General features: G+C 44.6%; 14 protein-coding genes. All 14 read right to left on the bottom strand.

The genetic code is table 11. The features are described 5' to 3' along the window. Positions 1 to 12: 12 nt before the first annotated feature. Positions 13 to 1,221 carry an acetate/propionate family kinase gene (locus CA600_RS20840; protein ID WP_094872567.1) on the bottom strand — a complete coding sequence of 403 codons (1,209 nt, stop codon included), beginning with the start codon at positions 1,219 to 1,221 and terminating at the stop codon, positions 13 to 15. Continuing rightward, positions 1,218 to 2,090, bottom strand: a complete 873-nt coding sequence (locus tag CA600_RS20835) for a 3-hydroxyacyl-CoA dehydrogenase family protein (protein ID WP_094872565.1) — start codon at positions 2,088 to 2,090, stop codon at positions 1,218 to 1,220. Before CA600_RS20835 ends, CA600_RS20840 begins: the two co-directional genes overlap by 4 nt. 133 nt (positions 2,091 to 2,223) lie before the next feature. Then, positions 2,224 to 3,726: an AAA family ATPase gene (locus CA600_RS20830; protein WP_094872564.1), complete on the bottom strand. Its 1,503-nt coding sequence runs from the start codon at positions 3,724 to 3,726 to the stop codon at positions 2,224 to 2,226. Further along, positions 3,719 to 4,261 (bottom strand): hypothetical protein, encoded by a 543-nt coding sequence (locus tag CA600_RS20825; protein WP_094872562.1) that lies wholly within the window; start codon positions 4,259 to 4,261, stop codon positions 3,719 to 3,721. The genes CA600_RS20830 and CA600_RS20825 overlap by 8 nt, the downstream gene beginning before the upstream one ends. Before the next feature lie 405 nt (positions 4,262 to 4,666). Then, entirely contained in the window at positions 4,667 to 5,185 is a 519-nt protein-coding gene (locus CA600_RS20820) for a cell wall elongation regulator TseB-like domain-containing protein (RefSeq protein WP_094872560.1), read from the bottom strand. A gap of 169 nt (positions 5,186 to 5,354) precedes the next feature. After that, positions 5,355 to 6,656, bottom strand: coding sequence for an amidohydrolase (locus tag CA600_RS20815; protein WP_094872559.1), 1,302 nt, complete (start codon positions 6,654 to 6,656; stop codon positions 5,355 to 5,357). Beyond that, positions 6,643 to 7,296, bottom strand: coding sequence for a redox-sensing transcriptional repressor Rex (locus tag CA600_RS20810; protein ID WP_094872557.1), 654 nt, complete (start codon positions 7,294 to 7,296; stop codon positions 6,643 to 6,645). The genes CA600_RS20815 and CA600_RS20810 overlap by 14 nt, the downstream gene beginning before the upstream one ends. 131 nt (positions 7,297 to 7,427) lie before the next feature. Beyond that, complete coding sequence (gene dinG / locus CA600_RS20805) at positions 7,428 to 10,289, bottom strand: ATP-dependent DNA helicase DinG (protein ID WP_094872556.1); 2,862 nt, start codon at positions 10,287 to 10,289, stop codon at positions 7,428 to 7,430. 136 nt (positions 10,290 to 10,425) lie between these two features. Continuing rightward, positions 10,426 to 11,067 carry a tetratricopeptide repeat protein gene (locus CA600_RS20800; RefSeq protein WP_094872554.1) on the bottom strand — a complete coding sequence of 214 codons (642 nt, stop codon included), beginning with the start codon at positions 11,065 to 11,067 and terminating at the stop codon, positions 10,426 to 10,428. 111 nt (positions 11,068 to 11,178) lie between these two features. Then, complete coding sequence (gene panD / locus CA600_RS20795; RefSeq protein ID WP_094872553.1) at positions 11,179 to 11,562, bottom strand: aspartate 1-decarboxylase; 384 nt, start codon at positions 11,560 to 11,562, stop codon at positions 11,179 to 11,181. Beyond that, on the bottom strand, positions 11,555 to 12,445 hold the full coding sequence (panC, locus tag CA600_RS20790; RefSeq protein WP_094872551.1) for a pantoate--beta-alanine ligase: 891 nt from the start codon (positions 12,443 to 12,445) through the stop codon (positions 11,555 to 11,557). Before panC ends, panD begins: the two co-directional genes overlap by 8 nt. Before the next feature lies 1 nt (position 12,446). Further along, a complete protein-coding gene (gene panB, locus CA600_RS20785) occupies positions 12,447 to 13,313 on the bottom strand; it encodes a 3-methyl-2-oxobutanoate hydroxymethyltransferase (RefSeq protein WP_094872550.1) in 867 nt (288 codons plus the stop codon). Between the two features lie 346 nt (positions 13,314 to 13,659). After that, positions 13,660 to 14,460, bottom strand: a complete 801-nt coding sequence (locus CA600_RS20780; protein ID WP_094872548.1) for a biotin--[acetyl-CoA-carboxylase] ligase — start codon at positions 14,458 to 14,460, stop codon at positions 13,660 to 13,662. After that, the gene (locus tag CA600_RS20775) at positions 14,450 to 14,932 is read right to left on the bottom strand and encodes a hypothetical protein (protein ID WP_179281687.1); all 483 of its coding nucleotides are present in this window, start codon (positions 14,930 to 14,932) and stop codon (positions 14,450 to 14,452) included. The genes CA600_RS20780 and CA600_RS20775 overlap by 11 nt, the downstream gene beginning before the upstream one ends. Positions 14,933 to 15,041 lie beyond the last annotated feature (109 nt).

The raw sequence follows: 15,041 nt of genomic DNA, 5'->3' as shown, positions 1-15,041 counted from the left end.
CTCTCCTCTAATTTAGCCGTTAATTCCTTGCACAATACGGTGTGTATCACGTGCAATGACAAGTTCTTCGTTTGTCGGAACTACTAGCACTTGTACCTTAGAATCTACCGTAGAGATACGACGTGGATCGCCGGAACGAACTTTGTTAGCTTCAGCATCCAACTCAATACCCAAGAAAGTAAGGTTATTTAGCAGTTTCTCACGAAGCAATGAAGCATTTTCACCAACACCGGCAGTAAATATGATCGCATCTACACCGTTCATCGCAGCCGTATATGAACCGATATACTTGCGCAAGCGGTACTCATACATTTCAAAAGCTAGCGTGGAATTAGGCTCACCTTTTTCCATACCATCAATAATATCACGCATGTCACTGCTTACGCCCGAAATGGCTAAGAGACCACTATGTTTATTCAACATGGAGTTCACTTCACCTACGGACAATTCTTCCTTGTTCATCACGTAAGGGACAATTGCTGGGTCAAGATCACCACTACGAGTACCCATCATCAAACCTTCCAGAGGGGTCATACCCATGGAAGTATCCACGGACACTCCACCTTGAACTGCAGTTACACTACCGCCGTTACCAATATGACAAGTAATGATCTTCAGATCTTCCAGCGGACGCTCCAAGTACTCCGCAGCAGCCTTGCTTACGAAGTCGTGTGATGTACCGTGTGCGCCATAACGACGAACTTTATATTTATTGTACAGTACTCTAGGAATAGCGTACATATAAGCTTTTTCAGGCATAGTTTGGTGGAATGCAGTATCGAATACAACAACCTGCGGTACACCCGGCATATTTACTTCAGAAGCCGTAATCCCCATCATTGCTGCCGGGTTATGCAGTGGTGCAAGGTCAAACAATTGACGAATTTTCGTTTTTGCGTCAGCATCCACAAGAGCGGAGGCCTTGAAGAACTCACCACCATGCACTACACGGTGACCTACAGCATCAATTTCTTTAATGGATTCAATAACACCATGCTCTTTGTCTGTAAGACAGGCAATGACTTTACGGATTGCAGTATTATGTTCCAGAATTTCGCTTACTTCTGTCACTTCCGCTTTGCCAGTCGGTTTATGATTCAGAATGGAGGAATCCATTCCAATACGTTCAACCAGACCTTTAGCCAAAACCGATTCATCAGTCATGTTATACAGCTGATATTTCAATGAAGAACTACCTGAGTTAATAACTAGAATATTCATACACGGTCACCATCCTTGTCGTACTTGAAGAAGCCTTCTCCTGATTTCATACCCAGTTGTCCTGCACGTACCATCTTTTTAAGAATAGTAGAAGGACGGTATTTCAGTTCTCCGTATTCACGGAACATATTTTCGAGTGCAGCAAGTACCGAATCCAGGCCGAATCTGTCAGCCATTTCAAGCGGTCCATATTGGAATTGATAACCAATACGCATAGCATCGTCAATATCCTGTGCAGAGGCAACGCCTTCTTGCAGCACATGCATAGCTTCATTGATGAACAAGCAAATGAGGCGTGATGTTACAAATCCTGGGGATTCATAAATCATTACACCTTTTTTCTCAACAATCTCATCAACAAAGGCTTTTGTATCTTCAAAAGTAGCATCTGAGGTTTTCAGACCGCGTACAATTTCAACAAGATCTACTTTAGCTACAGGATATATGAAATGCATACCGATAACGCGTTCCGGATACATTGTAGAACTTGCAAGTTCAGTCAAGCTAAGTGTTGACGTATTGCTGGCAAGAATAATGTGGTTTGGACATACTTGATCCAGTTGATTCAAAATCTTTTTCTTTTCTTCCAAATCCTCAACGATTGTTTCGATAACCATGTCACAAGAGCTAAGCTCCGCGAAATGTGTCACTTTTTGAATGCGGCTAAGAATCAACTTCTTCTCAGCTTGAGTGATCGCCCATTTCTCCAGTTGCTTATCTAGACTTGTCTCGATCATTTCGTAAGAGTAGTCCAGTTTCTCTGCGGTTTTCTCCACCAGCAATACATCCAGGCCTTTGGCTGCTAACATTTCAGCAATACCTTGTCCCATTGTGCCACCGCCGATGACACCTATTTTTTTGAAATTCATAAAAAAGTCTCCATCCTTTCAGGTATCTATACTTTTGTATTGTACCTTGTCTGTCGCAAAAATTTATAAAGCCCGACATATAATGATATCTTAGCATGCCTGAAAAGTAAAAAAAAATAACCAGCATAAATATTTATGCTGGTAAAAGGACGCTGTCACGAAATTGACATCGAAATTGCTCTCCAGAGAGTACTTCTTCCTTCATTAAAATGTCAAGAGAGTAATCAAATACATTTCGTTGCTTTTCAAGGTGCTCATGAGTACGAACCATCAATTCATCCAATATCTTACTATTTTCCTTCATAAGCTCTTCAGTGGTAACCATTTCCAGCTTGGCGATACCCAGCGAAGTTAAACCTGACTTCATCATCGTTTCCACAATATTCAGCGCCTGATCAAAGTCACCCCGCGAACCTGTGCTTCGTCCGCCATAATACATCTCTTCAGCCGCCGCTCCACCAAGTGCAATCATAATCTGATCTTCCAAATAATCTTTGGTGTACAAATACTGCTCTTGCTGAGGATTATGCCGAACATAACCAAGGGCTTGCCCACGTGGAGTCAATGTAACCTGACTGACGCTTCCGGGACGCAGGAGCTCTGCCATAATGGCATGTCCCAATTCATGAATGGCGACCCGCTTTTTCTCTTCGTGATTGGTTTCTCGATCCGTTTTTTCACCCATCATTACCTTGTCAATTGCCATCGACAGATGCCGCTGCTCAACTTTCGTCAAGTCCTCACGCATCATATAAATCGCAGCCTCATTCATGACACTTTCAAGCTGAGCACCGGAAAAGCCATAGGCTTCTTCTGCGATTTTATCGAGACTCACTTCTTCATGAAGAGGTTTATTCTTAGCATGCAATTCCAGAATCGATTTGCGGCCCTTCTTGTCAGGCATGTCCACTTGAATATGACGATCAAACCGTCCAGGACGTAGCAATGCCGAATCCAGCATCTCTTTGCGGTTCGTTGCAGCTACCAACAGAATACGCGGTGTCTCATTATTATAAATACCATCCATTTCAGTCAGCAGCTGATTTAAGGTCTGATCATATTCACGCTGCTGCCCACCTTCACGCTTACCGCCAATTACATCAATTTCGTCTATGAAAATAATAGCGCTTTGCTTGTTCTCTTTAGCGGCACGGGTACGTGCATCCTTAAACAAATCACGAATACGGCCAGCACCGACACCCACATACATTTCCACAAATTCACTGCCTGATGCAGCTACGAATACTGAGTTTGTATAATGGGCTGCCGCTCTAGCCATAAGGGTCTTACCTGTTCCTGGAGGGCCTGTAAGCAGAATCCCTTTCAAAGGACGAATCCCAAATTTACTGATTTCCTCATGCCGGATCAAGAAATCGAGTGCTTCACGGAGCTCCTGCTTTGCATTGTCTTGCCCACCAATTTCTTCAAAAGTGAGTTTTGAAGGTCCTTCCTTCTTGCGTTTCTTTCCAGCACCGGCGTTCACCGTAAGCCCGCCACGTAAATGAGCAATGATAAGTAGTGCAGTAAGCATCCCAGCTGCTATAACTATAGGGAATATATTAATACCTAAAAAAGCCATGAAAATAAACAGTACAGGAATAAATCCGATTAAAATTTCTTTAAGGTATTTAGGCATTATTCCATACCCCCAAGGTCGCAGGTTTGCGTGGTAAAATTATAAATTTGCTTTCTTTCCCGTTGCTCAAGCTTACATACACGTTTGTGTCGTCGATTTCAGTTGTTGCTATCACATCTTTATAGTCGGTATTCTGCTCTTTCAATCTATCAAGTTCAGCAGGTATAAGAGTATATTTACGGCTCTCCATCGCTTCAGCTACAGAGAACAACGCTTTATCCCAGTAATTATCCAATAATTCACTGGAGTTTTGCTCCACATCCAGTTTAAGTTTACGTCCCTCAATCACTGATTTTCCTTCTTTGGAAACATACGATACCAGATCACGTAAATTCGTGCCCGGCTGTAATTCAAGTTTCAAAGTGACCTCATCACGGTTAATACTAATATGTGAAGTATTCACTCCTTCATAGCCTGACACTATCTTTTGGAGTGGTTCCTGTAAAGCAAACTGACGATATAAAAAGAATCCTCCGAATAATAGCGTAGCGGACAGTAGAGACGTTATCAGTACAGGTACAAGACGTAATTTCAAGAAACGTCCTCCTCTCAAAGATGACAAAACGATAAACAGGATGATCCAAAATCACAGCCGTTAATGCTCATCAGAGCCTAACGTTCTACTACTACTCTTCTAATTACAAACAGTAGTATATCACAGGTGTATATACGAAAATGATAAAAAGTGTGAATATATTTAAAATTTTATTTTTAAAATATTTCCATTTCATCAAAAATATTGATTTATTTCGACAAAAACAGGCCTTTATCTCTAATTAACAGGCCTATTTTCGTATGCGGCTTTGACGACAATATATAAAAACTACTCTTATAGTATATCACATTACGTATACTTTTAGTGTATCAATCTAATATTTTATATAAAAACAAGCGAACCATAAATAGTCCGCTTGTTTCTCCTAAAGTAATTTTGTTTAACTTAGCGGCTAGGTAAACTGTATCCTTCACCCATTCGAGCCCCATCTGAGAACCGATAAAATTGATAATAATACCGACCGCTTTGTTTATAAAAAAGCTGCCAAGCATACTCTCCGTTATACACCCCCGGTAACAACCGTTCAATGCTAATATCCGGGAGATCGGCTTTTATAAGACTACGCATTTTTTCTTCAGAGGTCCCTTTACTTAGTTCCTCGGCGAATACTGCGTCGGCGCCTTCGGCAAACTTCCCATCTACAGTAAAGCGTACCCAAACCATCAACTCGGTCCCGGATTCATTCTTCCCTGTTAAGACCCAGTAGACTGCATTTTCATCCCACACGGATTTCTGTGCTTTAGTTACCTCTGTTAGACCCGCGCTGGTTTTGGCGACATCCTTAGCGATATCTCGCTCGTTCCATTGATCTTTCATAATATAAGCATAGAACTGGATGAGTCCGAACAGAAGGAGCAGAATCAGAACTGACCCCAGGAGGATCCATTTTTTCCTTTTCTTCAAGGTACAGCTCCCTTTCTAGTAATATATCTTTTTTGATTATATAACACACCCGTGTGTTTATCCAAAGTTTCATATCTCGTTCAATGATCTAATGATCAGAAACACAAAAGGCTGTAACTTTGCAATAGCAGAAAGTCACAGCCTTTCAGTTATTTGTTATGATCTTAGACTATCGTTTAAGCAGTCCATCAAAGGCTTCTTGCGCCTTACGACGGATGGCTTCCTCATCTAGCGTTACACATTGTCCATGTTTAACAACCTGTTTACCATTCACCCATACATGCTCAACATCCTTGGCACTGGCAGAATAAACAGCGTGAGACAACAGATCTGTGTGTGGGAGCAAATGCGGCTGGTCTATATCAATAGCAATAAAGTCAGCTTTCATACCTACAGCGAGTCTACCCACATCATTTAAAAAGATAGACTTCGCGCCATACTCCGTAGCCATACGTAGAGCTTCCGGAGCCGGAACAGCCGTAGGATCACCACTTACACCTTTATGGATGAGTGCTGCAAGACGCATTTCTTCAAACATATCCAAATTATTATTACTTGCCGCTCCATCTGTACCCAGTGACACCTTCACTCCGGCCTTTAGAAGATCCGTAACTCGAGCAACTCCACTAGCCAGCTTAAGATTGCTTCCAGGGTTATGGGATACACCTACATCATGACGAGCCAGTATCTCGATCTCTTCATCATTCAAATGAACACCATGAGCGATTATAGACGGACGTGTGAACATTCCAAGCTTCTCTAAATGCGCTACTGGCCGCAGTCCGTAATCCACCACATTCTGCTCCACTTCGCGTTTCGTTTCGGACATATGGGTATGCATCGGTAAATTCAAATCATGAGCCGCCTGCACAAACTTAACAAAGAAGTCTGGTGGGCATGTATATGGGGCATGTGGCGAGATCATTGTCGTAATTCTACCTTCAGCCTTACCATGCCAGTTACGCGCAAAAGAAACCGCTTCCGCAAGCTTCTGATTTTGTACTTCTTCTGGACATAGACCGATTACGCCTCTCATTAGTACGGAACGAATACCTGATAATTCGACGACCTCCGCTACTCGGTCCATATGATCATACATATCCAGGAAGGTTGTAGTGCCACCTTTCAGCATTTCAAGTACAGACAAGGAGGTTCCCCAGTATACATCTTCTCCGGTGAACTTCTCTTCCATCGGCCACATCTTCTCCTGAAGCCACACCTGAAGCGCTAAGTCATCTCCATAACCACGAAGCAATGACATTGCGGCATGGCCATGCGTGTTTACCAGACCTGGCATAAACAACAGACGACTGCCATCAACAACTTGCACATCGTCTTCTATTAAAGGCTCTTCTTTTCCTATGTAAGTGATCAAATCATCTTCAATAGTCATATATCCACTAAGAACCGGCTCATCCGTTCCCGGAGTAAGAAAACGCCCGCCCTTGATAATCGTTTTATTGCTCTTCATTTCTGCTTTCTTCCTTTCCATCCTTCAAATAATAAGCAAGGCTTTGCAAATCTGTTGTAAAATCAGCAGCATGAACCCGGATATTCGATGGTGTTTTTAGAATCACTGGTGCAAAATTTAAAATCGCCTCAATGCCAGACTCAATGAGAATATCCGCTACATTCTGCGCTTCTGAATCAGGTACTGTAATTATCCCAATTCGAATACCTTGCTCACGAACCGTCTGACCAAGCTCCTCCATCGGTTGAACGGTAAGTGAGTTGATTTTCCGCCCTACCTTAGGCGCATAGGAATCAAATATAGCGGTAATCTTCATAGTATCTTTCAAATAAGCATTATAATTAGATAATGCATGTCCAAGGTTACCGGCACCCACTAAAGCCACATTCAGTTGTTGATCCAGCTTCAGAATATGACGGATTTTCTCAATAAGATAAGTTACGTCATACCCGATACCTTTTCTGCCGAAATCTCCAAAATAAGCTAAATCTTTGCGAATTTGAGCGGGATTCAAATCAAGTTTCTGTCCTAGCTCTTGAGAGGAAACGGTTAATATTTCACGTTTCTGTAGATCATTTAGGAAACGTAAGTACACAGGAAGTCTGCGAACAACGGCTTCTGATATTTTTTCCGATTTCATAATTTACCTCCTAATGTAAGTAATATTCTTTACTAACCTTATACTAATTCGTGTACCTCGTCTCAATGAAGAGCGGTATTCTTATACCGCCCTTCATTGTAGAGTGATTAATATGATCGATGACGTTCTTTTTAAGAAACGCCTCCGTCTTCCAACCACTCCGCTATACGAGGAACCATTTGATCCGTAAGCATATGCTCCATTTTTGGGCCAGGCAACGAATAGAGGAAATATTTCCCATAGTGAGATTCGATCACCCTGGTGTCATACACAATAACAATACCCCGATCTTGCGCTGTCCGCACCAGCCTTCCAAATCCTTGCTTAAAGCGAATAACCGCCTGAGGAACAGACAACTTCATGAACGGATTCTTTTTCTGGGCTTGTAATAACTCAGACTTCGCTTCCGCTAGGGGATGGTTTGGCGGTTGAAACGGGAGCCTCACGATGGCCAAGCATGTTAATGCTTCACCCGGAATATCAACACCCTCCCAAAAACTGCTTGTTCCTAACAGTACAGAGGCTGCACTGTCCTGAAAACGGCGGATCAGCTTGCTACGGCTGCCCCCCTCCACGCCTTGACCCAGCACCGTGATCTCTTGTGAGGCTAGAGCCTCTTTCAAAGGATCGTAAACCTGGCGTAGCATCTTGTAAGAAGTAAACAGGACAAGCATCCGCCCGCGTGTTGTAGTCGCTGCTTCTGCTAGTGATTGTACGAGTGTATCAACAAATCGGGCATCGCCCACACTGCCCTTCACACTAGGGAAATCCCGTGGAATAACTAACAGCGCCTGCTCCCGATACTTAAAAGGAGAAGGCAGGAGTGATGTCATCAGACGCCCCTCTTCCGCAGCTTCATTAAGTCCGAGATTATCAATCATAAACTGGAACGATTTATCAACAGAGAGTGTCGCCGAAGTTAGCACGATACTTTTCTTCTTGTCGAAAAACAGCTCCTTAAGCTGAGTACTGACATCAACAGGAACGGCATACAGCTGTAGCGATTTACTGCGATAATTTCCATTCGCCTCCAGCCAATATACTACATTCTCATCGTTTAATCCCATAAAAAACCGTACTTGCTCACGTATTGAAGCTAAATCCTTAAATAAGCCGCTAATATCGGTAACTAGACTATCTGAGGAAGATTGACCTTCTTGATCTCGCATTTCATTAAGCATTTTATCACCTTTACGGATAATTTCGCTTAATGTCAGATTCATAGTATTCTCTAAAGCAACCAATTCATCCCAATCTTTCGGTTTACGGGTAGGAAGTAGCCGCATGACTAACTGGCCAGCTTCTCCCGCTGCTGCATCGCTGCGTTCCGGCAAGAGGCTGAATAGTTTATCACTAAGCAGATCCCAGGTTTCTTTTATGGTAAGCAGGTCCGGATAGATTCTATCGATCACTCCGCTCCATTCAGAAGCTTCCTCACTGCCTGATGACTGAAGCATTTGGCGAAGCGTAGGAAGTTGGCCATTTCGACTATCCTTATAAAGACGCGATAGTGTATGTGCCACCGTGAAATGCTTCATATGCATGCCTAAATGCTTGCCAGCCACGTCCTCCAGATGATGGGCCTCATCAATTACAAGATGTTCATAAGCCGGAAGTAGCTGGTGCCCAGCCTTAACATCTGCGAAAAGCTTAGAGTGGTTCGTAATGACTACGTCTGCAATACCAGCTTCATGCTTTGCCCGATGGTAATAACACTTACGGAACCAAGGACAGGAGCGCCCCAGACAAGAATCGGTATCGCTAGCCACCGTCTCCCAGAAATCTCCTCCACGACCGCTTAAGTTGAGCTCTTCGTCATCTCCTGATTCGCTTTGCGTCAGCCAAACGATCATCTGAGCCGCAGTAAGCGCATCTTCCCTCGGACTGACAAAGTCTTTTTTATTAATTTTATGTTCGAACTTACGAAGACACAAATAATGCCCTCTGCCCTTAAAAATTGCAGCTTTAAATGGAAATGGAACTACCTGTGTTAATAAAGGAATATCCCGCTCACGCAATTGATCCTGCAGATTAATAGTATGAGTGCTGACCATAACTTTTTCATTCGTGCGAACGCTTTGGTATATGGCAGGCAACAAATAACCAAGTGATTTGCCGGTTCCTGTCCCTGCTTCGATCAATAGATGTTTGTCTTCGGCAAGTGCCGTCATCACCTCATTGATCATAATATCCTGAGCTTCTCGGCTTTCATACTGCGGCAAAGTTTCTTTAAGTCGTTTCGTTACTTCATCCATATAATCTGTAAAAGATAAATTCTGTAGCGGATTCTCAGCATGCTCGTCTCGAGGTGGAGCTAATTCGTTCCAGTCTCCTACAGCAAGCGCTAATTGACGATAAAAAGTCAGATCACCTTCGGGCTGAAGCGTCTCCGCTTCCCGTTCACGCAGCAGACCATCGAAATACCAACCAAGATCACTATCCTCTTCCGTAAACAGCTCACAGAGTCTCTGGATCGTCAGCAAAGGCAAATCGTAGAGCTCCTCCAGACATTTCAGCAATACAAGAGCAGTTGCGAGTGCATCACTGTCTGCCTGATGCGGACGCTCATGCGTCACACCAAAATGTGCACTAACTGATCCTAGTTGATAGGATGTGAGGGAAGGAAAGCAGATTTTCAGAAAATCAATCGTATCTAAAATCCGTCCTTGAAATGGTAAATACCCACATCGGTCTAAAGCATTTTGCAAAAAATGGAAGTCGAATGCGACATTATGCCCTACAAGCACAACATCATCCAAGAGTGGAACAAGCTCCATCATCATCTCATCCAGCTCAGGTGCATCCTTTACATCATCGTCGGTAATCCCCGTTAGACCAGTTATAAAAGGAGGTATCGGCGTTCCGGGCTTGACGTAGGAACCATATACCCGGGAGATGGACCGGTCTTCTTCTATAATTGCAAGGCCAACCTGGATGATTTCACCCACGGATTGGGTTCCCGTTGTTTCAAAATCAAGCACGGCAAATTTCATTATAATTCTATTCCCTTTCAATTGAGACTCTTAATCAGCATAACAGAAGTTGCGAAAAAAGGCGATGCACACCACTGGTTCAGGGGATGCATCGCTTGAATGAAAATGCGGAATAATAAACCGTAAACGTAATAATTTACAATAATGAAACAAGCTGATTTCCGAAATGAAGCTTACCTCCTCTGCGGCGGCAAACCTCCAAATTCACAGTCGGTTCAGGAAGAGCCGGGTCAAGTTGCAAAGAAAGGCCAAACAGCTCCTGCGCTTCATTGAAACGTTCCTGTGAGGCCCGGATACAGCCTAAAGCATTATACACCATGGCTTTGAGCTTGGTTTCCCTTATCAAACCGAGCATATGGTTCAGATGACTCCAAGCAGCCTCCCCTTCCCCTTCTTGCAGGTAAGAGATGGCTAAATATAATCGAGCAGCCAGGCTATCCGGATATTGCACAATAACTTCCTTAAACTGCTCAATACATTTTCCATACATCAAGAGCTTATAATACCCCTGACCTCTGACAAAAGTATCCATGCACAGCTCGGGTGCTTCCTGCTCTGGCACTTCCTCTTCGACCACAGTCGTAAAATCTACACTTTCACGAAAGTGGCTTAGCTTCTCTGCAAAGGCCAGCCATTCATCCATGACTTTATCGCTAAGTCGATGCAGCATATTATAATTGCATAAAAGCTCATTCCGGCGGGCACCCTCCGCTGTAGGGTAATCTGTAACGATCTCCTGAAGCACCTTGTTCATTTCAGCAAACATATGTTGAAACATGGGCTATCCCCCCTTACTGAAGATGAAATCAGTTCAGCTTGCCTGACTTCATTTTCTGCGAGATCGGGGTCTTTCATCCCTGCCATTCATTACATGGCGTAAGTCCATCCTTTAAGCGATTGTAGCATGCAGTTCGTGATCGGCCAGCTTCACGGGTTTGTTGTTCTCATCCACGAATACCACTGTTGGCTTATGCGACTCCAATTCTTCTGAGGACAGCATCGCATACGAAATGATAATTACTGTATCTCCCGGCTGAACCAGACGAGCAGCTGCACCATTCAGACAGATCACACCACTGCCGCGAGGCCCAGGAATAACATAAGTTTCTAACCGGGAACCATTATTGTTATCGACGATCTGCACTTTTTCATTCTCAAGAATATCTGCCGCTTCCATTAAGTTTTCATCAATGGTAATACTTCCTACATAATTCAAATTCGCTTCTGTCACCGTCGCGCGGTGAATTTTGGACTTCATCATATGTCTAAACAAGAGCGGCAACCTCCTTTGGAATAAATACATTATTGTCAATTAAGCGCGTTCTGCCAAACTTCACGGCAAGCGCTATAATCATTTCCCCATCTACATCCGTTAATACAACTTCGTTCCGCAAGCCTTCCAGATTAGGAAAGGTCAGGATTTCCGCATAATCAATAACCGCCAAAGGTGAGCAAGAAATAACGGATGTCAACAAATCCCGAACTTCAGCTATAGTTCTTACCTTTCCTTCTTCGATGGCCTCACGCGCTTCACGCAGGGAACGAGATAACACCAGAGCCTGGCTACGTTCCTCCGGAGATAGGAATACGTTACGTGAGCTAAGTGCAAGTCCATCTCCTTCACGAACGATAGGGCAAGGAACAATTTCAACATTCATATTTAGATCAGACACCATTCGGCGGAGCACTGCTACTTGCTGAGCATCCTTTAGTCCGAAGAAGGCATAATCAGGCTGTACAATATTGAATAGTTTATTAACGACTGTCGTTACTCCATTAAAATGTCCTGGACGTGATGCCCCACAGAGTCGAGTGGTAAGCTCAGATACCGAGACTGTAGTCCGGGTAGGCTGCGGATACATTTCTTCCACACTGGGGATAAATACAATATCGACTCCTTCGCGTTCCGCAAGCTCCAAATCACGCTCTTCATCGCGCGGATAGGAATCATAATCCTCATTCGGTCCGAACTGCAGCGGGTTCACAAATATGCTCATAACGACCGTGTTGCTCATTTCGCCTGCCCGCCGAAGCAGACTGGCATGTCCTTCATGCAGGTATCCCATCGTTGGAACAAACCCAATTGGAGTGTGCCCACCTTGTCTCATATATTCCAAAGCTTCGCGCAGTTGCTTAATGCTTCTGACGACTCTCATCTTATTCCCCATCCTTTCCGGCACCGCCGTATAAAGATTCCAGAACGGTTTCATCCGCTTTAAAAACATGACCTTCATCTGGGTACGAGCGATCCTTCACTTCTTTCACATATTGACTGATACCCTCACGAATCAGACTACCCACATCCGCGTAAGTTTTGACAAAACGTTTCTCACGGTAGGGTGAGGCATAACGCAACAAATCATGGAAAACCAATACCTGTCCATCACAATAACGACCTGCACCAATCCCAATGGTCGGTATGCTCAGTGCCTCAGAAATCGCTTGTGCTACTTCTTCAGTCACTAGTTCCAGTACCACTGCAAAAGCACCGGCGGCTTCAAGCGCTTTAGCCTCATCCATCAGACGTTTTGCATCTTTGGCATCCTTACCTTGAATACGGTAGCCACCAATCATATTGACCGATTGTGGTGTAAGCCCAATATGTCCGAGCACAGGAACGCCTGCAGCTACAACCGCAGTGACTGTCTCACAAATTTCGAGACCACCTTCCATTTTGACGGCATGAGCCCGCCCTTCCTGCATTAGTCTGCGCACACCACGCAGAGTTTCATCTATACTTCCGTGATAGGTCATAAATGGCATATCTGCCACAATGAACGTATTCTGTGCACCCCGGGTTACTGAACGAGTGTGATAAACCATATCGTCAATTGTAACAGGTAAAGTTGTATCATATCCAAGTACCACGTTTCCTAAGGAGTCACCCACCAGGATAAGGTCGATACCGGCTTCTTCAGCAAGTAATGCCGACGGGTAATCATAAGCGGTCAACATACTTAACCGCACCCCATCTGCTTTCATTTTTTTCATTTTCACAATATTAAGTGCTTGTTTGTTTGCCATTTCTCTCTTCGTCCTCCTTTTTGAAATTACATCCCCGTAAAAATCGCAACAAAAAAACCCTTTAGCAATAATTTGCTAAAAAGGTCCGAAGGGCAAAAAAGAGTCACTCGCGATCGTCCCTTCTGTCTCGGTCCTTACGGCTCAGAGCAGAATCCAACGTAACCGTCTAACGCAGTTATGAAGGTGATTCCAATAATAAAACCATTATAAGTTCATCAAATCAAGAGTACAGTTCGCAAAACGATACCGCCTCTGCCCCATAGTATAACAAAAAGGACACGGAAATACACGAAAAAAATATGACAGGGGATGACACCCTGCCATATTGAAAAGACTCACAAAGGATTTATAAAAGCTCGATTTCACCTGAGCACACGCTAGAAATCTCTCCAGAACTATTTTTAAGTAGTAGTCCACCTAATTCATCCAGACCTACTACAACTCCTTCAGAGCGTCCCTGAGGGCTATTCAGAGCGATTTGGCGCCCCAAAGTAACTGACATCGACTCCCACAGCTCTTTGATAGGTTTAAACCCTTGATTCATGTATAGAATGTAATGCCTCTCCAGCTCATCCATTACAGCTCTTACCAGCTCGGAACGGTCAACAGGGACACCGCCCCGCTGAATTCGCAGGGAGGTCGCTACTTCTTTCAGATGATCAGGATAATCGTTTTCAGTCATGTTCGCAGAAATTCCAATCCCGGCGATGCAATAATGAAGCTCTCCTTCTCTTAGAGAAGACTCAAGTAAAATCCCGCATATCTTACGATCGCCCGCAAGCAGATCATTCGGCCATTTAATCCCGGCATCTACTCCGGTTACCTGGCGAATAGCCTTACAAACAGCAACTCCAGCAAGCAGTGTTAACTGAGGGGTCTGTAACAGGGGTAAATTCGGCCGCAGTACTATACTCATCCAAATCCCTTTGCCACGCGGTGAGTACCATTTCCTACCTATTCTGCCTCTACCTCCGGTTTGTTCTTCAGCGATTACGGTTGTTCCCTCTGGCGCACCGCTTTCTGCCAATCGTTTGGCTTCCTCCTGAGTAGATGCGACAGACTCCAGGAGCTGAACGCTGTCTATCCAATTCGAATCAGAAGCTTCCTGCTTCAATTCGGTTAGAGACAATGCCTTATCATAGCTCATGTCCATCCATCCTTTTTGCTTCAAGCAATAATTCTCGTTTATTGTTTAACAGATCACCCGCAGCAGTCGCTTGCAGCAGAGCACTAAGCATATTACCCAGCCAAGGCCCCGGACGTTTCTCAAGCGCTTCCGCCAACTCATTCCCTGTAACAGCAAGCTCTGAGAGGCTCTGCAGCGGCATTTGTGCGATCCACTCTCTTGCAGCTTGTAAATAGATCAGACCATTTACAAGATCTGGCGCCGCTGGAGTAGTGACAGCGCGCGAGTCTTTCGAGCCCGCTGGCAAGCTGCTCGCAGCGGGAAGGGCTGCTGCTGGCAAGATCGCCAGCAGCGAGAGCCAACCTTCGGCGGCTTCTACGCCGAAGGTCAGCACGGCGGCGATCCAGCGCCGCCGCAGTAGATCCGTGCCGCCCACTTCCCCCGGCGGCACTGCCTCAAGGGCAGCGGTCCAAGCTTCGCGGACCCGCAGCACCCGGACGACGCTTACGCGCGTCGTCCCAGAGAACGTCCATGCCCGCAGCAGCTCATCGGCCTCCTGGGCCGACTGCTTCAGGGCATGGAGGAGAAGCGCCCACCGCAGG

This window comes from Paenibacillus sp. VTT E-133280, from assembly GCF_002264385.1.
In the GTDB taxonomy this organism is placed as follows: domain Bacteria; phylum Bacillota; class Bacilli; order Paenibacillales; family Paenibacillaceae; genus Paenibacillus_AQ; species Paenibacillus_AQ nitricinens.
The sequence above is the reverse complement of the archived record's forward strand: the minus strand, read 5'-3'. Positions and strand labels throughout refer to the sequence as shown.

Coding starts and splice junctions, on each gene's coding strand:
- CA600_RS20840 (WP_094872567.1), bottom strand. CDS start 1,221: ATGAATATTCTAGTTATTAACTCAGGTAGTTCTTCATTGAAATATCAG.
- CA600_RS20835 (WP_094872565.1), bottom strand. CDS start 2,090: ATGAATTTCAAAAAAATAGGTGTCATCGGCGGTGGCACAATGGGACAA.
- CA600_RS20830 (WP_094872564.1), bottom strand. CDS start 3,726: ATGCCTAAATACCTTAAAGAAATTTTAATCGGATTTATTCCTGTACTG.
- CA600_RS20815 (WP_094872559.1), bottom strand. CDS start 6,656: ATGAAGAGCAATAAAACGATTATCAAGGGCGGGCGTTTTCTTACTCCG.
- CA600_RS20810 (WP_094872557.1), bottom strand. CDS start 7,296: ATGAAATCGGAAAAAATATCAGAAGCCGTTGTTCGCAGACTTCCTGTG.
- dinG (WP_094872556.1), bottom strand. CDS start 10,289: ATGAAATTTGCCGTGCTTGATTTTGAAACAACGGGAACCCAATCCGTG.
- CA600_RS20800 (WP_094872554.1), bottom strand. CDS start 11,067: ATGTTTCAACATATGTTTGCTGAAATGAACAAGGTGCTTCAGGAGATC.
- panC (WP_094872551.1), bottom strand. CDS start 12,445: ATGAGAGTCGTCAGAAGCATTAAGCAACTGCGCGAAGCTTTGGAATAT.
- panB (WP_094872550.1), bottom strand. CDS start 13,313: ATGGCAAACAAACAAGCACTTAATATTGTGAAAATGAAAAAAATGAAA.
- CA600_RS20780 (WP_094872548.1), bottom strand. CDS start 14,460: ATGAGCTATGATAAGGCATTGTCTCTAACCGAATTGAAGCAGGAAGCT.